A 19,786-nucleotide genomic window follows, 5' to 3' on the forward strand; every position below is an offset into this window, starting at 1 on the left:
TCTCTCCGCAGATGGGGTCCGGATAAAGCGTGCTTTAGAGCTCGAGAAGGTGCGATCGAGGCTTATCGGAAGATTATAACTGGTAGAAGTATACCGTGATCGTAGGTCATCGGTGCGGTGGAAAAGCGAGGTAACTCGTTTCTATGTTCCACGTGGAACAAACTGTTTAACTCGGACGGATCAAGCTCCCTCGAATGATGTTTCCGAGGCTCTAATGAGTAATTGCAGTATCCCAAAAAAAAGGCTCCTGGTTAGGAGCCTTTTCGAACCGCCGAAGGGTTCCGATCTCTAGCCTGTAAGACGATCCGCATCAAACGTCCAAGTTCGCGACTTCCAGCGCGTTCTTCTCGATAAAATCGCGTCGTGGCTCGACCTGATCGCCCATGAGCGTCGAAAAGACCTCGTCGGCCGCTATCGCATCCTCGATCTTCACCTGAAGCAAACGGCGAGTATTCGAATCCAATGTCGTCTCCCAAAGCTGCTCGGGATTCATCTCGCCAAGTCCTTTATAACGCTGGATATGTTGACCTCTCTTCGCTTCCGTCATCATCCACTGGAAGGCTTCCTTAAAGTTCCGCACGCGCTCCCGTTTGTCGTCACTGGCGATAAACGAATTTTCACCAAATAGTCCGTCCACTTTCTGACCGAACGTGGTGAGACGCTTGTAATCGCCGCCGCTGAAAAATCCTGCGCCGATATCGAAGGTCTTGTGAACGCCGTGCAGCCGCTTGCTGACATGCGCCCTAAACCCGTCGGCCTGATTCGCAAAATCCAGATCTATAGTAAAGCTTGCACTGCGATCGCGGGCATTCAACCGTGCGACCAAACCGGCAAACCACGCCTCGCACGCCGCGCGATCAGCAATCGTCGCGGCGTCCAAAACCGGATATTCAACTAGAAGATTGAGCAAACTCTCGTCATAGCGATGGGCGAGGCGCTCGATCAGGGCCTGAACATTCAGGTATTCCCTCGCGAGCTGCTCCAACCCCTGCCCTTGTATTGGGGGTGTCGTTTCATCGATATGCAGACGGGTCTTTTCGAGCGCCAATTGCAATAAATAGTTATCGAGCTCCGTATCGTCCTTTACATACTGCTCCTGTTTGCCTTTCTTGACCTTGTAGAGCGGGGGTTGAGCGATGTAGATATGGCCGCGCTCGATCAGTTCCGGCATTTGACGATAGAAGAAAGTTAAAAGAAGCGTCCGTATGTGAGATCCGTCGATGTCAGCATCCGTCATGATGATGATGCGATGATAACGCAGCTTGTTCGGGTCATATTCCTCCCGCCCGATGCCGCAACCCAGCGCAGTGATCAGGGTACCGACCTCCTCCGAAGAGAGCATTTTGTCGAACCGTGCCCGCTCCACATTGAGAATCTTGCCCTTGAGCGGAAGTATCGCCTGCGTGCGGCGGTCTCGACCCTGCTTGGCCGAGCCACCCGCAGAGTCGCCCTCGACGATGAACAGTTCCGACAAAGTCGGATCGCGCTCCTGGCAGTCGGCCAGCTTGCCGGGAAGTCCCGCGATATCCAGCGCAGTTTTCCTTCGCGTCATTTCCCTGGCTTTACGAGCCGCCTCCCGCGCACGAGCGGCATCGATCATCTTATTTGCGATCAGGCGGGCGACCGGCGGATTTTCCAGCAGAAATTCCTGAAACTTTTCACCCATGGCCGATTCGACCACTGGCTTGACCTCAGACGAGACGAGCTTGTCCTTAGTCTGGGACGAAAACTTGGGATCTGGAACCTTTACCGAGAGTACCGCCGTCAACCCTTCCCGCGCATCGTCGCCCGAGGTGGCGATCTTCTGCTTTTTCAGCAAGCCTTGATCTTCGATGTATTGATTGAGGGTCCGCGTAAGCGCTGCGCGGAAGCCCGCGAGATGGGTCCCGCCGTCTCGCTGCGGGATGTTGTTAGTGAAACAGAAAATGTTTTCCTGGTACGAGTCGTTCCATTGCATGGCGACCTCGACCCCGGTACCGTCCTTTTCCGTTTGGAAGTAGAACACCTTATCGAAAAGCGGCGTCTTGTTCTTGTTGAGATGTTCGACAAAGGCGCGTATACCGCCCTCGAACTCGAAGACATCGCTCTTCCCCGTACGCTCGTCCTCCAGAGAAATCCGAACTCCGGAATTCAGGAACGACAGTTCACGGAGGCGCTTGGCCAGAACTTCGTAATGAAACTCGATGTTGGTGAAAATGATGGGGCTGGGCTTGAAGCGGATGGTCGTGCCGGTCCCGTTCGCATCGCCGACAGCGGACAGCGGAGCCTGCGGCACGCCGTCACGATACTCCTGTCGGTAACGCTTGCCCCCGCGCTGAATTTCCAGGACCAGATGCTCAGACAATGCGTTTACGACGGATACGCCGACACCGTGAAGCCCACCGGAAACTTTATAGGCATTGTCGTCGAATTTTCCTCCGGCATGCAGGACGGTCATGATAACCTCGGCGGCAGAGCGTCCCTCTTCTTCGTGGATGTCGACGGGAATTCCTCGGCCATCGTCCGTCACGGTCACAGATTCGTCGCTGTGGACGATAACTCGGACCGTCTTGCAGTGGCCGGCCAAGGCTTCGTCGATCGAATTATCCACGACCTCGAATACCATATGGTGAAGCCCCGAACCGTCATCGGTATCGCCGATGTACATACCAGGGCGTTTGCGGACGGCATCAAGACCTTTCAGGACCTTAATGGCGGAGCTGTCATAATCTTTCGCGAGTTTGGTCATGCTCATTTCTTAATTCACGCTTGCTTTACTTGCCCATGTTCCACGTGGAACACAGCGGCGTCGTTGATGGCCTCTTTGATCATTTCCTCCGTGGTGGCGGTAATGAAAAACTGGGTCCGCCGCTCCTTCAAAAAACCGAGAAGTCTATTCTTGTTGTTTTCGTCCAATTCGGACGCCACGTCATCAACCAGCACGCACGCACTCATGCCGGCGCTCTCTTCCATCAGAAGGGACTGGGCCAGCAAAAGCGCGTAAACCAAAAGTTTCATTTGACCGCGGGAGAGATACGCTTTTGCCGAACGACCGTCCAGCACGATGGAGAAGTCGGCTTTGTGGGGACCCGATTGAGTATGTCCGAGGCGAATGTCCGAGGCGACATCCTCCTGCAACGCCGCTTCCAGAGTCTTGTTCCTGTTCCACCCCGATTGCACGTGCAAATCAAGCTTAACGCCCGCAAAAAACTGCGCGGCAGCTTGAAAAAAATAGGGCATAAGCCTCTCCGTATAGCGTTCGCGCGCACCATGTATTATTGTACCGTACCGCGCAAGCTCCCGGTTCCATAGCTCAATGTCGCGAAGTCGCCTTTCCCGCAGCAGGATATTGCGCTGGCTCAACGCCTTGGCGTAGCGTCGCCAGCAATCGAGATACGACTCTTCAAAGTGAAACACTCCCCAGTCGAGAAATTGGCGGCGATGCTTCGGAGCGCCCTCCAATAAAGCGCCGCTCGAAGGCTGAATGACGAGGACCGGAAATGTACGGATCAGTTCGGCACTGGATTGGATCTTCCTGCCCGAAAGATGGATCTCCCGCTCATCGCGAGCGATGCGAATTCCGATCGGAATCGTGTGGCCGGTATCGCTCGTAACTTTTCCGGTCACCATTAATCCGCTTCGCCCAAAGCGGATCGCCTGACTGATTTGGGGCGTACGAAACGAACGCGCTCGCCCCAACAAATAAACCGCCTCGAGCAAGGAGGTCTTTCCGCTGGCATTGGGTCCGATGATGAAGTTGAGGCGCGGGGATGGCTCTAGCGCAGCGGATTCAATGTTGCGTACATCATGGGCCTCAATCTTGACCAGACTCATACGCGTCCTCGCTCATCCACGACTTGAGGCACGGATCAGCCCGTAATCGCGCCATATCCGGCTAGCGAAAAATGCCCCACGCTACAGACGCATGGGCATAACGATGAATTTGAACTGCGTATCCTCGCAATCCTCGATTAGGCAGCTGTTGGCACTCTCGGTGAACGACAATTTAACGTTATCGGAATCCACGTTGTTGATAGCGTCCAAAAGATAAGACGCATTGAAACCGACCGAAATATCCTTGCCTTCCAGTTCGACGGCGAACCTTTCTTCCGCTTCTTCATGCTCAGGATTCTGGGCCTTGAGGCACATATTGCCGTCTTCGCTCACTTCCATGCTAACGCCCCGGTACTTCTCGTTCGACAATACCGAGACGCGCGTCAAAGCCCCTTTGAAAGCAGCCTTGTCTACCAAAATGACTCGCGTCAGCTCGCGTGGCATGACACGCTGATAGTCGGGAAACCTCCCTTCGATCAGCTTGGCCGCAAAGCTGACCGTCCCCAAATCGACACGCAGATTGTTCGGTGCAACTTGAACTGTTACCGGTTCCTCGCCTTCGCCCAACAACCGATTCAATTCCAGAACGCCTTTTCTCGGAACGATGATCTGCCGGCCTTCCTCCGGACCACTTTCCAGCGACTGCTCAAAAAAAGCGAGACGGTGTCCGTCGGAAGAAACCGCCCGCAGCACTTGGCCGCCCAAATCCAGCAATAATCCGTTCAGATAATAACGGACATCCTGTTGCGCCATAGCAAAGAGGGTCTTTTCGAGCGCGCGTCTCAAGCAATTGCGCGGAATGGAGACCTCTATCTCCGGTGTTCCCGCATCGAATTCCGGATAGTTTTCCGCGGGTAGAGTACTCAGGTTGAATCGGCTGGACCCGCACTGGATAACGAATTTCTCCTGCCGGCAATCGATGTTCACCACGCTTTTTTCCGGTAAAAGGCGGCAAATATCCAAGAACTTACGCGCCGGCACCGTAACCGAACCCGAATCGCTGCCTTCAACCACGGCCTTGGTGACCAACTGCACTTCCAAATCCGTGCCCGTCAACTCCAAAGCCTCATCGGACAGCTTCAAAAGAACGTTGGACAGAATGGGCAAGGTTTGGCGTCGCTCGATGACGCCGACAACCTGTTGCAAGGGCGTCAGCAAATTCTCCCGGCTTATGGTGAACTTCATAGTAAGGTCATATGTTGATGCGGAACTCGTTGAACGAAAAAAGCCGACTTCTCAAACTGCCGATCCATCAAGTCTAGTTCGATAATGTGCGCATGAGATTCGAGTAGTCTTCGGCGAATTTGCTGTCGCTTTCCTTTAACTCCTGAACCTTGCGGCAGGCGTGCAAGACCGTGGTGTGGTCCCGTCCGCCGAACTGCTGCCCGATTTCCGGCAAACTGTGATTGGTCAGCTCCTTGGCCAATGCCATGGCGATTTGACGAGGACGCGTCACCGAGCGGGTGCGTTTGTTGGCCAAGAGATCGGCCACCCGGATCTTGTAGTATTCCGCAACCGTCTTCTGGATGTTCTCGACGTTGATCATCCGGTCCTGAAGCGCGATTAAATCGCGCAAGGCCTCTTTCGCAAACTCCAGCGTAATCGGCTTACCGGTGAAGTGAGCATTGGCGATGACGCGCCGCAAAGCGCCTTCCAGTTCGCGAATGTTCGAGCGAATTCGCTTACCGATGAAGAAAGCCACTTCCGGCGACAGATCGGCGCCGGCGTGCTGCGCTTTGCTCATCAGGATGGCCACGCGGGTTTCCAGATCCGGCGGCTCGATGGCCACCGGAAGCCCCCACCCGAAACGCGACTTTAACCGTTCCTCTAGGCCTTTGATTTCCTTGGGATAGCGGTCGCAGGTCAGGACCACCTGATGCTTGTTTTCCAGAAGGCTGTTAAATGTGTGAAAGAACTCCTCCTGGGAGCGTTCCTTGCCGGCAAAAAACTGAATATCGTCGATCAACAAGGCATCGACCGTCCGGTAATACTCCTTGAAGGCGCCGATCGCATTATGCTGCAAGGCCTTGACCATGTCGGAAACGAAGCGCTCCGAATGCAAATAGACGATGTTTGCCGAGGAGTTCGCCCTTAGAATTTCATTTCCGATAGCGTGCATAAGATGGGTCTTCCCCAGACCCACACCGCCGTAAATAAAGAGGGGGTTGTAGGCCCGTCCGACGTTCTGCGCCACTTGAATCGACGCGGCCTTGGCCAGCTGGTTGGATTTGCCCTCGACGAAATTATCGAAGGTAAAAGCCGTGTTGAGATTGTTGGGAAGGCCTTTCTTGACACCGGCCGGCCTCTTGATCGCCGGCGCGACGGGAGACGCTTCTTGCTGCTTTCGCGTGCCGATTTCCAGAACGACATGGGGTGGCGGCTGGATCTTCTGGTCAGATAGAACTTCTTCGATCTTGCCGATAAAATGCTGCTTTACCCAATCGAGCACAAAGCGGTTGGGAGCCAAGAGCTTCAACTCCGAACCATTTTCGACGGCTTGCAGGGGCCTGATCCAGGTATTGAACTGCTGCGGGGGCAATTCTCCTTCCAGCTTGCTCATGCACTGATTCCACAGCGCGCTCATTGTGCAGCTCCCTTATTGTGCTCGAGGAATAGGACATAAGGCATAGGCGATAAATGCGTGAGCGCTTTAACGGAATTCAGTATCATACCGCAACAGCCGACTTATCCACAGCATTGACACCGTATCGCCTGTGAATTAGCATGCACAGCTTTGTATTTTCTTTGCGGAATTCAACAGGTACACCATGAAAAGAACCTATCAGCCCAGCAAGATAAAGCGTGTCCGGACCCACGGCTTTCGTGCGCGCATGAAAACCCGTGGCGGACGTTTGGTTTTGAGTGCGCGCCGCGCGAAAGGTCGTAAACGGCTTACCGTCTGACGTTTGGCGTCGCCTAGCTACGGCTTCCCCCGAACGCGCCGCTTAAGTACCGCCGCCGATTTCCAGCGCGTTTTCGAGCAGCCCTGCAAGTCCGCAGACCAATACTTAACCGTGCTCGCGCGAACCAACGGTAGGGATTATCCGCGCCTCGGGTTGGCTATCGCCAGACGACAAATCCGTAACGCCGCCGATCGCAACCGCATCAAGCGCCTCATCCGCGAAAGCTTCCGCCTGCAGCAGTCGCTGCTCGGCGGAGTCGATTTTGTGGTAATGGCGCGCAGCGCCGCAATTCAGGCAGACCATGACACAATCCGAAGCTCATTGCATAAGCACTGGGAAAACCTGGTGAGGCGATGCAAGCCATCTTGGTCTTCCTCATCAAACTCTATCAGTACCTGATTAGCCCTTGGGTGGGGCAGCATTGCCGTTTCCACCCGACATGCTCCAGCTATGCCCTGACCGCCATCCAGCGGTTCGGATCTCTGCGGGGCTCCTATCTTGCCGCAAGGCGACTGCTGAGATGCCACCCTTGGCACAAAGGCGGTATTGATCCCGTCCCAGAACAATTCGGAAAATAAGAATGGATAATTTAAGGTTCGTTCTCTTCGTCTTCTTTATATTTCTCAGCTTCATGCTGTGGCAGCAATGGCAGCTGGATTACGGGCCTAAGCCCGAGCCCACGGCGCAATCCGGGTCGACTACGCCGGACGTCGCAGGTGACGTACCCGAGTCAGCTCGCGACGTCGACGACGTCGCCAAGACGCCTGAACCGTCCGCTGCTCCGAGCGTCGAGCGTCAGCGCGTCACCGTCACCACGGATGTCATACGAGCAGAGATCGACACCAAGGGCGGCGACCTGCGCATACTCGATCTGCTCGAGTATCCCCAGAGCAAGGACCAGCCCGACCAGCCAGTACGGCTGCTCAACGATGAGAACAACTTTTTCATCGCGCAGAGCGGATTCCTGGGAGAACAGGCCCTGTCGCCCACCCATCACAGCACATGGCAAGCTGAAGCCAATATCTACACGCTGGCGGAAGGCCAAGACACCCTCCGCATACCTTTCACGTGGAGCAATGACAAAGGAATCAAGATTATCAAGACCTTGGTCTTCACCAAAGGCAGCTATCTGATCGAACTGGAGCAGCAGGTCAACAATCAATCCGGAGCCGAATGGAAAGGGCGTCAATACGTTCAGTTGCAGCGGAAGAATCCCGAAAGCAAGGATCAGGACGCTTTCGTCCGGACCTATACCGGCGGCGTACTATACACTCCGGAAGAAAAGTACGAAAAGATCACGTTCGACGACATGGCGGATTCGAACCTGAATCGGAAAGCCAAAGACGGCTGGATCGCCATGATTCAGCATTACTTCCTGGCGGCGTGGATTCCGCTGGCCGGCGAAGAGCATAGTTTTTACACCAAAGCCCTCTCCGACAATCATTTCGTCATCGGAACCTATTCGCCCATGCTCGAGGTCAAACCGGGCGAAGAGAAAGTCTTCAAGGCTAATTTGTTCGCCGGCCCCAAACTCCAGCGAGTGTTGGAGCAAACGGCACCGGGCCTGGACCTGACGGTGGATTACGGCGGGCTGACCATTGTCGCCAAACCCATTTTCTGGCTCCTGGAACAGTTCCACAAAATTTTCAACAATTGGGGATGGGCGATCGTGTTCGTCACCATCACGCTCAAGGCCCTGTTCTATAAGCTGTCGCAAGCCAGCTATCGCTCCATGGCCAGAATGCGGAAGCTCCAGCCGAAGCTTCAACAGCTGAAGGAGCGTCATGCCGACGACAAGCAGAAGTTCAACATGGCGATGATGGAGCTGTATCGGAAGGAAAAGGTCAACCCGCTGGGCGGCTGTTTGCCGATCCTGGTCCAGATCCCCGTGTTCATCGCCCTGTATTGGGTTCTCATCGAAAGCGTGGAAATGCGTCAGGCGCCGTTCGCCCTTTGGCTGAACGACCTGTCCGCCAAGGACCCCTATTTCATTCTTCCGCTGATCATGGGCGTCTCCATGTTCATCCAGCAGAAGCTCAATCCGCCACCGGCCGATCCGGTACAAGCCAAGGTGATGCAGTTCTTCCCGGTCATATTCACCGGCTTCTTCGCCTTTTTCCCGTCCGGACTCGTGCTCTACTGGGTGGTCAACAACATTCTGTCCATCCTCCAGCAGTGGCATATCACCCGGCAGATCGAAAGGAACGTACACGCCTAGCGCGATCTCTCGCGCGGCAGGGCTGGCTCCGCACCCCTGCCGCGCACCTTTCGCCTTGCGACGATGCGATACGCCGGCTTCTCTGCTTTGATCCGGAACGAATGCTTGTTCCGGAATCCACCCCATGAACACATTATCTCGCGACACCATAGGCGCCATTGCCACGCCTCCCGGCCGGGGCGGCATCGGCGTAATCCGCATCTCCGGCAACGCTGTCCCCACACTGATGCGCGCGCTGCTACGCAAAGAACTTGAGCCGCGCTACGCCCACTACGGTCATTTCTATGATTTGGATGGTTCGGTCCTCGATACCGGATTAGCCCTGTACTTTCCGTCACCCCATTCTTTTACTGGCGAAGACGTCCTCGAGTTGCACGCGCACGGCGGTCCGGTCGTCCTCGATTTGCTGCTGCGTCGCGTCCTGGCCTCAGGCGTTCGGCTGGCGCGCCCGGGAGAATTCACCGAACGGGCGTTCCTCAACGACAGGATCGACCTTGCCCAGGCGGAGGCCATCGCCGATTTGATCGAAAGCACCACAGAGCAGGCCGCCCGGTCCGCGCAGCGCTCTCTCCAGGGCGAGTTCTCGATCCGCATCCACCAACTCGTCGAAGCCCTGATCGAACTGAGGCAGTACGTGGAAGCGTCGATCGACTTCGTCGACGAAGACATCGATTTCCTGTCCGAAGGCCGTATTGCCGAAAAGCTCGCAGACCTCTCGGCGACGCTCCGGCATATCCGCCATTCCGCCCAACAGGGCTGTCTATTGCGCGAAGGCATGACCGTTGTCATCGCCGGCCGCCCCAATGCCGGAAAATCCAGCCTACTCAACCGATTGGCGGGACGTGAAGCCGCCATCGTCACCGAAATCGCAGGTACCACCCGCGATACCTTGCGAGAACATATCCAGATCGACGGCATGCCCCTGCACGTGGTGGACACCGCCGGTCTGCGGGAGAGCGAGGATATTGTCGAACGCGAAGGCATAAGGCGGGCCCGAGACGAAATTCACAAGGCCGACCGGATATTGCTGTTAATCGATGATCGCACTCCGGAAGAAGGGGAAGCCCTGCTCCAGAGCCTGCCCGCAGACATCCCGCTCACCCGCGTCTACAACAAGATCGATCTCACCGGAAAACCGGCCGGTTTCATCGAAGAACGGAAAGGTCCCGCCGTGTATCTATCCGCCAAGACCGGCGAAGGCCTCGAACATCTTCGGAAACACCTCAAAGCCTCGATGGGCTACGACAGTGAGGCGAACGATGTTTTCATCGCCCGCCGCCGCCATCTCGATGCGCTAAGCCGTGCCGAAAGCCTCATCGAGAACGCCGAAACGCAACTCCAAATCCGCGCCGCCGAACTCCTCGCCGAAGACCTTCGCGAAGCTCAAAACGCCTTATCGGAAATCACCGGCGAATTCACGAACGAAGACCTTTTAGGCCGGATTTTCGCCAGTTTTTGCATCGGCAAGTAGCGGGCTGTCGAGTTCGCGCTCCGAACCTCCGGAAGGCGTTCCGCTCGCCCACCGCGGCGCAAGCTCGACCCCAACCATCCAAGCGCGCTGACAACTTTCTCCGGAATACATGTCATTATCCACGACCAAAACGTCCGCACTCCGCCATCGCAATTTCGTGCTTTACCTGTGCGCCCGATTTCTCGGCGCCGTTGCGGTGCAAATGCAAAGCGTGGCCGTGGGTTGGCAAGTCTACGCGCTTACCGGCGACGCGCTCGATCTCGGACTTGTAGGGCTCGCCCAGTTCGCGCCTTTCGTGCCGCTCGTGCTGATAGCCGGCCAACTGGCGGACCGCTTCGACCGGCGCCGCATCATCATGCTCTGTTATGCCGTGGAAATGCTATGCGGCCTATTGCTGATCGGGTTCACCCTAACTGGCCTAAAGGTCGTGTGGCCGGTATTTGCCGTCATGGCGCTCTACGGATCGGCGCGGGCGTTCATGATGCCGTCCAGCCAGGCGATCGTAATCAATCTGGTCCCCGCCGAAAGCTTCAGCAATGCCGTAGCGCTCAGTTCATCGAGCTTTCAACTGGCGGTGATTGCGGGTCCGGCACTCGGCGGCGTCCTATATCTTGCGGGGCCCATGACTGTCTACACGACGGTGTCGGTGCTGCTCGGACTCTCGGCAATCCTGATTCTGTCGATGCGCAGCCTTCCCCGGCGGACCAACGGCCGCGAACCCATGAGCTGGCATACCGTTCTGGACGGCTTGCACTTCGTACGTTCGCGGCCCACCGTATTCGGCGCCATTTCGCTCGATTTGTTCGCCGTTCTGTTCGGCGGCGCCACGGCGCTACTGCCGGCCTATGCCAGCGATATTCTGCACGTAGGCCCGACCGGGTTGGGCCTGCTTCGCACCGCACCCGGAGCCGGCGCCGCCCTGACTGCCATGTTGCTCGCCTTCGCGCCCATCTCCCGACACGTCGGACGCTGGATGTTCGGCGGCGTCGCTGTGTTCGGGGCGGCTATCATCGTGCTAGGCCTGTCGACGAGTTTTCCCTTGTCGCTCGCCGCGCTTTTCTTGCTGGGCGCCGGTGACATGGTCAGCGTTTACATCCGCCACATGCTGGTCCAGCTCGAAACGCCCGACGCGATTCGCGGGCGAGTGAGCGCCGTCAATTCCGTCTTCATCGGCGCTTCGAACGAACTGGGCGAATTCGAATCCGGCCTGACCGCCGCTTGGTTCGGCCTCACTCCCGCCATTATCGTCGGGGGAGCGGTCACACTGGCCGTCGCCATAGTTTGGATGTACGGCTTTCCCGATTTGCGCACAATGGATCGTTTCCCGCACCGCATCGTCGAAACACCGCCTGCCGCCAAGGGGAACAGCATTAAACCGAAACGCCGTTCCGGTAAACGACGACACCCCTGAGTCCCCGGCAAGTCCAAATCTGGTTTCCGGGCGAAACGAGCTTTCATTTATCGCGGGTTATGTTTAAAGTCTTCGGCCGATAACTCCGCCTCGCGGCTCGTTTAGCATCTGACATTCAAAAACGATGGCATCCGTCTCCCGACCCAAGCTTACGAGCGGGCGGCTCACTTATCCGCTCAGCTTGGTCATTTTCGCCGCGTCCTATTTTCTGACGGCGAAATCCGCTCTGTTGCTGGCGACAGTCCACGTCAAAGTCACTCCCATCTGGCCTCCGACCGGCCTCGCCCTGGCTGTGTGTCTCGCCTTCGGCCGACGCTGGTGGCCTGGCGTTTTTCTCGGCGCCCTGGCAGTCAATCTCACGACCGGTGCGTGGCTTTCCGCATTCCCCATCGCCGTCGGCAACACGCTCGAGGCCGTCGCCGGAGCCGCATGGATCGCCCGCGCCGTGCCCTCGGACCGGATATTTTGTACGGTTCGGAACGTATTTCGCTTTTTGACGTTCGGCGTGCTGGCTGCTCCTCTTATCAGCGCCGGCATCGGAAGCTTGAGCGTGATGCTGTTGGAACCAAATGCATCCCGCCCGATTTGCGATCTATGGTGGACCTGGTGGCTGGGCAATGCCAGCGGAGCGCTTGTGGTGGCCCCGCTTTTTCTGGCGTTGGCCGCGCGCTCTAAGCTTGAAGCTTTAAGCTTGGAACAGGCACTCCATACAGTGCTGACAGTATTGACCGGGCTTTATGCCTTCGGCGGATGGCTGCACCCGGATACCGCTCACTATCCGTTGGTCTTTCTCACCATTCCCACTCTCATTTGGGCGGCTTTCCGCTTCGGCCCGCTCGCCATCGCTTCGACCTTGGCCCTCAACGTTCTGATCGCGGCGGCGAGCACGGCGAACGGAATCGGGCCATTTTCCCAGTACCCGACGAACGCCTCTTTTCTGCTGCTCGACGCCTTCATACTCATCGTCGGCGGCACCACGTACGTCATGTCGGCGTTGGTGGCCGAGCAAAAGTCCACGCAGTCCATGCTGCGCAACCGCGGAGAGCTTCTCGAGCAACGGGTCGTGGAATCGACGCGGCAGCTCGAGCAAGAGCGCGAACATCTGGAGAGCATTCTGATCAACATGCGGGATGCCGTGTGGAGCGTCTCTCCGGATGGCGAAAAAGTGCTGTTCGTCAACAAAGTCGTCGAAAATATTTACGGCCATAAACCGGAGGAATTCTATGCCGATCCGGAACTCTGGCTGAATGTTGTTCACCCGGACGACCGCCCGTTCGTTCATGCCGGATTCGCCGATCTCCTCCAAGGCGCCAACTTCGATGCCGTGTACCGGATCGTTCGCGCCGACGGAGAGATCCGTTGGGTCCACGATATGGGTTATCCCGTTACCGATGCGGCCGGAGAACGCACTCGCCTTGACGGCATCACCCGCGACATAACCGCGGAAAAACGGATCGAAACCGAGCTCCGTCTCGCCCAAGCGGCATTCGAAAATACCACCGAAGGGATCGTCATTACCGATGCCGAAACTCGAATCGTTGCCGTCAACCGGGCGTTTACCGCGATTACCGACTATTCCGAATCCGATTTGCTCGGCAAGACGCCTCGTCTTTGGCAGTCCAAACGACACAACGGCGCTGTTTACAAAGAACTTTGGGCCGCGATCCGGACAACCGGGCAGTGGCGCGGCGAGCTCTGGAACCGGCGCAAGAACGGCGAAATCTTTCCTGCCCTCGAGAACGTCAGCGCGATTCGCGATCGGGACGGCCAGATTCTGAACTATGTCGCCGTGGTTTCGGATATCAGCGGCGTCAAGCAATTCGAGAAGCAATTGTTCCAACTCGCGCACCACGATGTCCTCACCCAATTGCCCAACCGCCTGCTGTTCACGGATCGGGTGGATCACGCCTTATCCCACGCCCATCGCGAAGGACATCGGGTGGCCGTCCTATTCATAGACCTGGACCGTTTCAAGAACATCAACGACAGCCTGGGCCATGCCGTGGGTGATCAGTTGCTGTGCGAGATTGCGTCGCGACTGACTTCCGCCGTCCACGAGAACGATACCGTAGCCAGACTGGGGGGCGACGAATTCGCCATCGCCCAGGAGCACATCAAGACCCCGGCGTGCGCGGCGATACTCGCCGAAGTGCTGGTCAACGCGCTCAGCGAGCCGGTCCGTGTCGACGAACACGATTTGTTCATCACCCCCAGCATCGGCATCAGCATTTATCCGGACGATGCGAAAGGTACCGACGACCTGATTCGGCATGCCGATGCGGCGATGTATCACGCCAAGCGGCTGGGACGGAATCGCTTCCAGTTCTACAGCAAATCGCTGACCCAGGAGGTCCTGGAAAAAGTGCGGCTGGAAACCCAATTACGCCAGGCGCTCAAACGGGGCGAGCTTGAAGTCTTTTATCAACCCCAAATCAATTTGCTCGACGGCACCGTATCGGGAGCCGAAGCGCTAGTACGGTGGCGCCATCCGGAAATCGGTCTGGTATCGCCCACCAAATTCATCCCGCTCGCCGAGGAAAGCGGAATCATCTGCCAAATCGGCGAATTCGTGCTTCGCGAAGCGTGCCGCCAGGCCAAGAGCTGGCTCGATCACGGGTTTTCCTTCCAGCAAATCGCCGTCAATGTCTCCAGTCAGCAATTACACGATTCGGATCTGGTCGAACTCGTCTCCCACACACTCGCGGAAACCGGCCTCGACGCGCGATATCTGGAGGTCGAGATTACCGAAACCGTCGTCATGCAGCAGACCGAGAAAACGCTGCGCATTCTCGAAGACTTGCGCACACTCGGCGTGAATCTTGCGGTCGACGATTTCGGCACCGGCTATTCCAGCCTGGGTTATCTGAAACAATTGCCCGTGCATCGCCTGAAGATCGACCAATCCTTCGTCATGGATGTGCCGCACGAGAATAACGATGCGATCATTCGGGCGATTGCGGCAATGGCTCGCTCGCTCCGCCTGGAGTTGATCGCAGAGGGTGTGGAAACGGCGGCGCAACACGCGTTTCTCGCCGCAGAAGGGTGTCAACTGGGCCAGGGTTATTTATTCGGCAAGTCGGTTCCGTCTTCCGAGTTCAGTTTCGCCCCCCGCCCGGTGCCCGCCAACGCAGTCGACCTCTCATTTCTCGGCACGTGAACGGACGGCCGAGAACGGCAGGAAGACTCCGCAAAGCAAGACCAGCGTGCAACCGGCCAGGGCTTTCTGATCGGGGACCTTCGCGAACAGCAACACGCCCCAAATCACGCTCATAACCGGACCGATGTAGCCCACGGAGCTGACCAAGGCGGCCGGGGCCATTTGATAGGCTCGCGTCATGTACAACTGGGCACCGCTGCCGGAAATCCCCGCGAGCATCACCCAGCCCCAAGCATTCTGCGTGGACGGCCAAAGGACGCCATAAATTCCGAAATAAACCAGATGAATCGCCACGGCGACCAGGCAGAAATAGAAAACCACGGCCTGCGGCGGATTACTCCGGCCGGCGCGGGCAACCATCAAGTACGCCAGAGCGGCCAGAAATCCGGACCCCAACGCCATAGCCCGCCCGAGAAAGTCCGAAGGGCCGAGCCTCGGCTGAAATAGCAGAAAAAGGCCTGCGAGCGAGCCGAATATGGCCAGCCAGACGGACAGCGGGTTTCGCTGCGATAAAACGGCGGGTCCGAACAGAGCCACGAACACGCCGCTGCTCGCCGACAAAAACGCGCTCTCGCCGGGCCCGATCCGCTGAATAGCCGCGAACGAGAGCATCAGCGAGACCGCACCGAACAGACCGCGCAACCACAGCGAGGCCCGCCGGTCGCCGAATAACGCCCATCCCTGCTTGAACCACAGCGCCGGCGCCACGAGGATGACGAGATTCACCGTCACCCGAATGAAACTAACCATAGGCGCAGCAACCGGAGGGACGGTTAGGGCCGCGCCGTACACACCTACTCCCATCACCGAAAACAGGAAAGCGGCAATGACCATGTAGGCCAGTCCGCGCATTCGTCCTTGCCACATACGGCCGCCTTCCGCGCAACAGGCGGTTCGATGGGGATGGTTGGAAATCAAGAGTGGATCTGTTTTATGAAGAGTTTTGAGGGCTTGGGCGAATGAGAGATGAAGGCTTTCGATCGAGCGAATGTTTCCCGATAACGGGACGGATTGCAAATCCACCATCGTCGTCCGGATTTTCCCTCGGATCGAATCAAATCATAACCGGCACAGACATACTTTTGCCCGATGCGGGATTCGTAGAAATAACCATAGGCAAAGCCATATCCTCATGCTAGAGTTCGGGAACCTGACACGTTCCTTCAGCGGCATTTGGTAATTCCTTCCTGGATCCGGCGTCGTTCTCGCTCTGTTCCCGAAGTCCTCGCCTCATACCTCAAGAAGTAACTCGTAGGTTTGTCCTCGGCCTTGGAGGCCGGTTTTGTTTGTTGATGTTCCGGCGCGTGTCGGAGCGGGAGTTATTTTCAAATGAAGAATATTTATGTAGGCAACTTATCATTCCAGACCACGGAAGACGAGCTTCGTGGGCTGTTCTCCCAGTATGGCGAGGTTCAATCGGTTAATCTGATCACCGATCGCTTTACCGGACAATCCAAGGGCTTCGGCTTTGTCGTGATGGACAGCCGGGGGGGGCAGGAAGCTATTGATAAATTAAATCAGACCGAATTCGGCGGCCGTTCCATTACCGTCAATGAAGCGCGTCCCCGCGAAAACAACCGTGGCGGTTCTACTCAACGTCGCGGCGGCGGTGGCGATGGTGGCTTCGGCGGTCAGCGTCGCGGTTACTAACCGGTAGCCGAGAAACATCTTCAAGAGCAGGTTGTTTCGATGCGGCCTGCTCTGCAACGCTGGCCCGAACTGCTTTCTGCCGACCGCTAAAACGGTTCAGAAACAGTTTCGGGCTTGCGTACCATTGTTTTCGCTTGTCGGTCGCCCTAGGCCATCAAGCAAATATCGAAGCTTGACCGTACCAAGCCTTTTGCGGCTTACCACGCAGGCCGAGCAGCGTCGGTCGACTGTCGGATCGAAAAAACAATCCCCGCGGACCAGCGGCCTTCGGCTCCGGCGCGGGATACGGTGGACCGGCAGTTATAGTTGTCTCAGGAACCCAACAATAGGCGACATCTCAGTCGCATCGGCGTTTTATGGAAAACCAGCGCGCTTCCGACGAGACAGCCATAGGGGGAACATCCCTGTTCAGGGTCGACATCCGCTGTCACTAAGAAATAAGTTTGGTCCGCTGAAGAATTCCGGATCAGAATGCCCCGATTCCCTTCGAAACATCCCGAGTCCGTTCGGAACATCCCTTTCCTACTGCGATATCCTTAAGTCCGTTCGCGTTCCAAATCCTGCACGGAATATCCTTATTCCGTTCGGAACATCCTGTTCCTCGCGACATCCCTAAGTCCCTTCGCAACATCCTAATCCCTACCGGAACGTCCACTGTTCCGGACCTGAAACCGAAACCCTGCGCTCCCGGTTTCAGGTGGCTTCATTAAACCCGCATATAGCCCCAAGACAAATACGTACGCCTTCGTATGTACGAAAGCTTGACATGAGTCGGAGCAAGAAACGGAATTCCGAAGACGTTTTTTGCGTCGCTTCGCTCCGGAAATGCCCTAAAAACCCGTGACTCCGGCCTCATATCGTCTGCGGCTTTTTTCCGGGCGTTGCTTCAAGAGCCCGCAGTTGGTCTTCCAGCTGCTGTAGTTCCTGTTGAAGCCTGGGCAACAAATCCTTCTTGATGGACTCTTCGGTAGCAGCCTGCGCTCTTTGTATCTCGCCCAATAACCGTGCCCATTCGTCCCGCAGCTTTTGTGCCTCCTCCGATTCCGGCACCCGCCGCATATCGGACTCGAAGCGCTCCACCTGCTCGCGAAGAATACCAAGCCCCTCGGTGAAGCTGCGCAAGATTTCCCCCAGAGGAAAAAGCGGCGTCTGTCTGACAGAACCCCGAACCGTGGCACCATCCGCCAAAGGCGCGTCACCCGCGTTCCCCGCCTGAATTTCGACACGACGCCGTTCGGAATTATCAGGGTCTTCGTCCACTACGAAACGGGCGCTCTGAGTGACCTCCGCAGCAAACCCGGGCTCAATGGCGAGCTTTGCCACGTAACCGCTTTGCCCTGTTGCTTCCACGTCCGTGACCCTGCCCACGCTCTGGTTCCGAATGACAACAGCGTCTCCCGGCTGCAAACCGCCCGGCGCGTCGAGCTGTAACTTCAATTCAAGCTCGTCGCGGCTGCAGCCGAATAGCAGCAGAATCAACGCGACGATAGCGAGGGTGAATCTGATGGGCATGAAAGTGTCTCCCGGACGTTATGGATCTTCGACTTGTCTCTGCATGATAAAGCAAAGCTTAGGGCGAACGGCAGAAATCGCCTTCTGGTGAAACAAAGCGTTTTGATCGCAAGTCTCATAAGTAGATTTCGAAACGGTGAATCGAATCGAGCAAGGAGAACTTCATGGCGCCTATTGATCCGGAGGGTAGACGTTTGCCCGTCAAACTGGATACCGCCACCAATGGCGAATACCTGCCGATGCCGCTGACCGACCCGGTCGTCATTGCGAAACGGCTAGCCCACGAACAGGTTTCGAGAGTATCGCGACGGCTCGGCATGACCCGACGGGCGTTTCTTAAGTCGGCATCGGGCGCGGCAACGACGCTGCTGGCCATGAATCAGGCATTCGCCGCTTTCGGCCGAACCGGAGGACGATACGAAATTCCGGTAGAAGCGGCCTACGAACCGGACCTGGCCCAAGCGGCTTTGGGTGGAAAGGAGTTCATCTTTGACATTCAGGGACACCACGTGAATCCCGAAGGGCCGTGGCGAAAACCGACCAATCGCTGGACGTATAGCCTCCGGTTCTTTCCGCAATCCGATTGCGGCGACGGCGCCATCGAGTGCTTCTCGGCGGAGCATTTCATCCGAGAAGTATTCCTTGACAGCGACACCACCATGGCGGTCCTCTCCGCCGTCCCGGCAGCTCCGGGGGACGATCCCTTGACCATCGAAGACGCCGCCGCCACGCGGGCCACGGTGGACGCCCTGAAAGGCTCGCACCGGCTGCTGATCCACGGTTTGGTCCGTCCCAATCTGCCGGGTGAAATCGATGCGATGTCCGTGCAAAAGGAAAAATACGGCGTCGCCGCCTGGAAAACCTATACCCAGTGGGGACCCTCGGGAAAAGGGTATTGGCTGGACGATCCCAACGTCGGGATTCCCTTCATCGAAAAAGCGCGCAGTCTGGGCGTGAAAGTGATTTGCATACACAAAGGGCTTCCCCTGTTCGGCCTCGACTATACGCATTCCACCTGCCGCGACATCGGCGTGGTGGCCAAACGCTTTCCGGACGTCGCCTTTATCGTCTATCACTCCGGCTACGAGCCGAAACGCAAGGAAGGGCGCTACGATCCCAATAACGCTTCGGCAGGTGTGGATTCGCTCATCAAGAGCGTCCAGGATAACGGCATTCCGCCGAACAGCAATGTTTACGCGGAACTCGGCAGCACCTGGAAGCTGCTGATGCGCGACCCCGGCCAGGCCGCCCATGTGCTCGGCAAGCTGTTCAAATACGTGGGCGAAAACAACGTGCTGTGGGGAACCGATTCGATCTGGTACGGCAGCCCCCAAGACCAGATTCAGGCTTTCCGTGCGTTCCAGATCGGCGAACCCCTTAGAGAACGCCACGGCTATCCGGAGATTACTGCGGAATTGCGGACCAAAGTGTTCGGCTTGAATGCCGCCAAGCCCTACGGCGTCTCGACGGAGGAAATAAAAAGGCGCACCGCTTCCGACCGCGTCGCCGGCATCAAGCAAGTGTACCTGGAACACCCAGAGCCCAGTTTCGCCAGCTACGGACCGAAGACGAGGCGGGAGTTTTTCGACCTGCTGCGGCTCAGGGGAGGACCGTTGTGAGCCGCAGTTTAGAGTCTCGCTCGGCCGAAGCC

Annotated in this window: 15 protein-coding genes; 9 read left to right on the forward strand and 6 right to left on the reverse strand. The window is 57.0% G+C overall.

Going from position 1 to position 19,786, the window contains the following annotated elements; genetic code table 11:
- Positions 1 to 310: 310 nt before the first annotated feature.
- The 4 genes from gyrB to dnaA all read right to left on the reverse strand — a co-directional run bounded on the left by gyrB (position 311) and on the right by dnaA (position 6,397).
- Positions 311 to 2,734: a DNA topoisomerase (ATP-hydrolyzing) subunit B gene (gene gyrB / locus ACR2TX_RS05725; protein WP_086134435.1), complete on the reverse strand. Its 2,424-nt coding sequence runs from the start codon at positions 2,732 to 2,734 to the stop codon at positions 311 to 313.
- 8 nt (positions 2,735 to 2,742) lie between these two features.
- Positions 2,743 to 3,813: a DNA replication/repair protein RecF gene (gene recF, locus ACR2TX_RS05730; RefSeq protein WP_133716377.1), complete on the reverse strand. Its 1,071-nt coding sequence runs from the start codon at positions 3,811 to 3,813 to the stop codon at positions 2,743 to 2,745.
- Positions 3,814 to 3,894: 81 nt separating this feature from the next.
- Positions 3,895 to 4,998, reverse strand: a complete 1,104-nt coding sequence (gene dnaN, locus ACR2TX_RS05735; protein ID WP_347257533.1) for a DNA polymerase III subunit beta — start codon at positions 4,996 to 4,998, stop codon at positions 3,895 to 3,897.
- 73 nt (positions 4,999 to 5,071) lie between these two features.
- On the reverse strand, positions 5,072 to 6,397 hold the full coding sequence (dnaA, locus tag ACR2TX_RS05740) for a chromosomal replication initiator protein DnaA (protein WP_086134437.1): 1,326 nt from the start codon (positions 6,395 to 6,397) through the stop codon (positions 5,072 to 5,074).
- A gap of 184 nt (positions 6,398 to 6,581) precedes the next feature.
- Between dnaA and rpmH the strand changes: the two genes are divergently transcribed.
- The 7 genes from rpmH (at position 6,582) to ACR2TX_RS05775 (ending at position 14,973) form a co-directional block, all read left to right on the forward strand.
- Positions 6,582 to 6,716 carry a 50S ribosomal protein L34 gene (gene rpmH, locus ACR2TX_RS05745; RefSeq protein WP_077728213.1) on the forward strand — a complete coding sequence of 45 codons (135 nt, stop codon included), beginning with the start codon at positions 6,582 to 6,584 and terminating at the stop codon, positions 6,714 to 6,716.
- A 3-nt stretch (positions 6,717 to 6,719) separates the two neighbouring features.
- Positions 6,720 to 7,115 carry a ribonuclease P protein component gene (rnpA, locus tag ACR2TX_RS05750; RefSeq protein WP_077728214.1) on the forward strand — a complete coding sequence of 132 codons (396 nt, stop codon included), beginning with the start codon at positions 6,720 to 6,722 and terminating at the stop codon, positions 7,113 to 7,115.
- On the forward strand, positions 7,070 to 7,294 hold the full coding sequence (gene yidD / locus ACR2TX_RS05755; RefSeq protein ID WP_077728215.1) for a membrane protein insertion efficiency factor YidD: 225 nt from the start codon (positions 7,070 to 7,072) through the stop codon (positions 7,292 to 7,294). The genes rnpA and yidD overlap by 46 nt, the downstream gene beginning before the upstream one ends.
- A 2-nt stretch (positions 7,295 to 7,296) precedes the next feature.
- Complete coding sequence (gene yidC / locus ACR2TX_RS05760; protein WP_434131512.1) at positions 7,297 to 8,934, forward strand: membrane protein insertase YidC; 1,638 nt, start codon at positions 7,297 to 7,299, stop codon at positions 8,932 to 8,934.
- A 124-nt stretch (positions 8,935 to 9,058) separates the two neighbouring features.
- Positions 9,059 to 10,405, forward strand: a complete 1,347-nt coding sequence (gene mnmE, locus ACR2TX_RS05765) for a tRNA uridine-5-carboxymethylaminomethyl(34) synthesis GTPase MnmE (RefSeq protein WP_077728217.1) — start codon at positions 9,059 to 9,061, stop codon at positions 10,403 to 10,405.
- A 109-nt stretch (positions 10,406 to 10,514) separates the two neighbouring features.
- Entirely contained in the window at positions 10,515 to 11,816 is a 1,302-nt protein-coding gene (locus tag ACR2TX_RS05770) for an MFS transporter (RefSeq protein ID WP_434131514.1), read from the forward strand.
- A gap of 124 nt (positions 11,817 to 11,940) precedes the next feature.
- The gene (locus ACR2TX_RS05775; protein WP_156879924.1) at positions 11,941 to 14,973 is read left to right on the forward strand and encodes an EAL domain-containing protein; all 3,033 of its coding nucleotides are present in this window, start codon (positions 11,941 to 11,943) and stop codon (positions 14,971 to 14,973) included.
- Here the strand turns inward: ACR2TX_RS05775 and ACR2TX_RS05780 are convergent.
- The gene (locus ACR2TX_RS05780; RefSeq protein ID WP_434131517.1) at positions 14,956 to 15,840 is read right to left on the reverse strand and encodes a DMT family transporter; all 885 of its coding nucleotides are present in this window, start codon (positions 15,838 to 15,840) and stop codon (positions 14,956 to 14,958) included. The two genes, ACR2TX_RS05775 and ACR2TX_RS05780, sit on opposite strands and share 18 nt — an antisense overlap.
- Positions 15,841 to 16,302: 462 nt before the next feature.
- Here ACR2TX_RS05780 and ACR2TX_RS05785 point away from each other — a divergent pair, with 462 nt between their 5' ends.
- The gene (locus ACR2TX_RS05785) at positions 16,303 to 16,623 is read left to right on the forward strand and encodes an RNA recognition motif domain-containing protein (RefSeq protein WP_434131519.1); all 321 of its coding nucleotides are present in this window, start codon (positions 16,303 to 16,305) and stop codon (positions 16,621 to 16,623) included.
- Positions 16,624 to 17,475: 852 nt separating this feature from the next.
- Here ACR2TX_RS05785 and ACR2TX_RS05790 read toward each other — a convergent pair.
- Positions 17,476 to 18,135: a hypothetical protein gene (locus tag ACR2TX_RS05790; RefSeq protein ID WP_086134443.1), complete on the reverse strand. Its 660-nt coding sequence runs from the start codon at positions 18,133 to 18,135 to the stop codon at positions 17,476 to 17,478.
- 164 nt (positions 18,136 to 18,299) lie between these two features.
- Here ACR2TX_RS05790 and ACR2TX_RS05795 point away from each other — a divergent pair, with 164 nt between their 5' ends.
- Complete coding sequence (locus tag ACR2TX_RS05795; RefSeq protein ID WP_434131520.1) at positions 18,300 to 19,754, forward strand: amidohydrolase family protein; 1,455 nt, start codon at positions 18,300 to 18,302, stop codon at positions 19,752 to 19,754.
- The last annotated feature ends 32 nt before the right edge of the window (positions 19,755 to 19,786 follow it).

This window comes from Methylocaldum sp. GT1BB, assembly GCF_051027545.1.
In the GTDB taxonomy this organism is placed as follows: Bacteria; Pseudomonadota; Gammaproteobacteria; order Methylococcales; family Methylococcaceae; genus Methylocaldum.

Coding starts and splice junctions, on each gene's coding strand:
- mnmE (WP_077728217.1), top strand. CDS start 9,059: ATGAACACATTATCTCGCGACACCATAGGCGCCATTGCCACGCCTCCC.
- yidD (WP_077728215.1), top strand. CDS start 7,070: ATGCAAGCCATCTTGGTCTTCCTCATCAAACTCTATCAGTACCTGATT.
- rpmH (WP_077728213.1), top strand. CDS start 6,582: ATGAAAAGAACCTATCAGCCCAGCAAGATAAAGCGTGTCCGGACCCAC.
- recF (WP_133716377.1), bottom strand. CDS start 3,813: ATGAGTCTGGTCAAGATTGAGGCCCATGATGTACGCAACATTGAATCC.
- dnaN (WP_347257533.1), bottom strand. CDS start 4,998: ATGAAGTTCACCATAAGCCGGGAGAATTTGCTGACGCCCTTGCAACAG.
- ACR2TX_RS05775 (WP_156879924.1), top strand. CDS start 11,941: ATGGCATCCGTCTCCCGACCCAAGCTTACGAGCGGGCGGCTCACTTAT.
- ACR2TX_RS05785 (WP_434131519.1), top strand. CDS start 16,303: ATGAAGAATATTTATGTAGGCAACTTATCATTCCAGACCACGGAAGAC.
- gyrB (WP_086134435.1), bottom strand. CDS start 2,734: ATGAGCATGACCAAACTCGCGAAAGATTATGACAGCTCCGCCATTAAG.
- ACR2TX_RS05790 (WP_086134443.1), bottom strand. CDS start 18,135: ATGCCCATCAGATTCACCCTCGCTATCGTCGCGTTGATTCTGCTGCTA.
- ACR2TX_RS05795 (WP_434131520.1), top strand. CDS start 18,300: ATGGCGCCTATTGATCCGGAGGGTAGACGTTTGCCCGTCAAACTGGAT.
- ACR2TX_RS05780 (WP_434131517.1), bottom strand. CDS start 15,840: ATGTGGCAAGGACGAATGCGCGGACTGGCCTACATGGTCATTGCCGCT.
- ACR2TX_RS05770 (WP_434131514.1), top strand. CDS start 10,515: ATGTCATTATCCACGACCAAAACGTCCGCACTCCGCCATCGCAATTTC.
- yidC (WP_434131512.1), top strand. CDS start 7,297: ATGGATAATTTAAGGTTCGTTCTCTTCGTCTTCTTTATATTTCTCAGC.
- dnaA (WP_086134437.1), bottom strand. CDS start 6,397: ATGAGCGCGCTGTGGAATCAGTGCATGAGCAAGCTGGAAGGAGAATTG.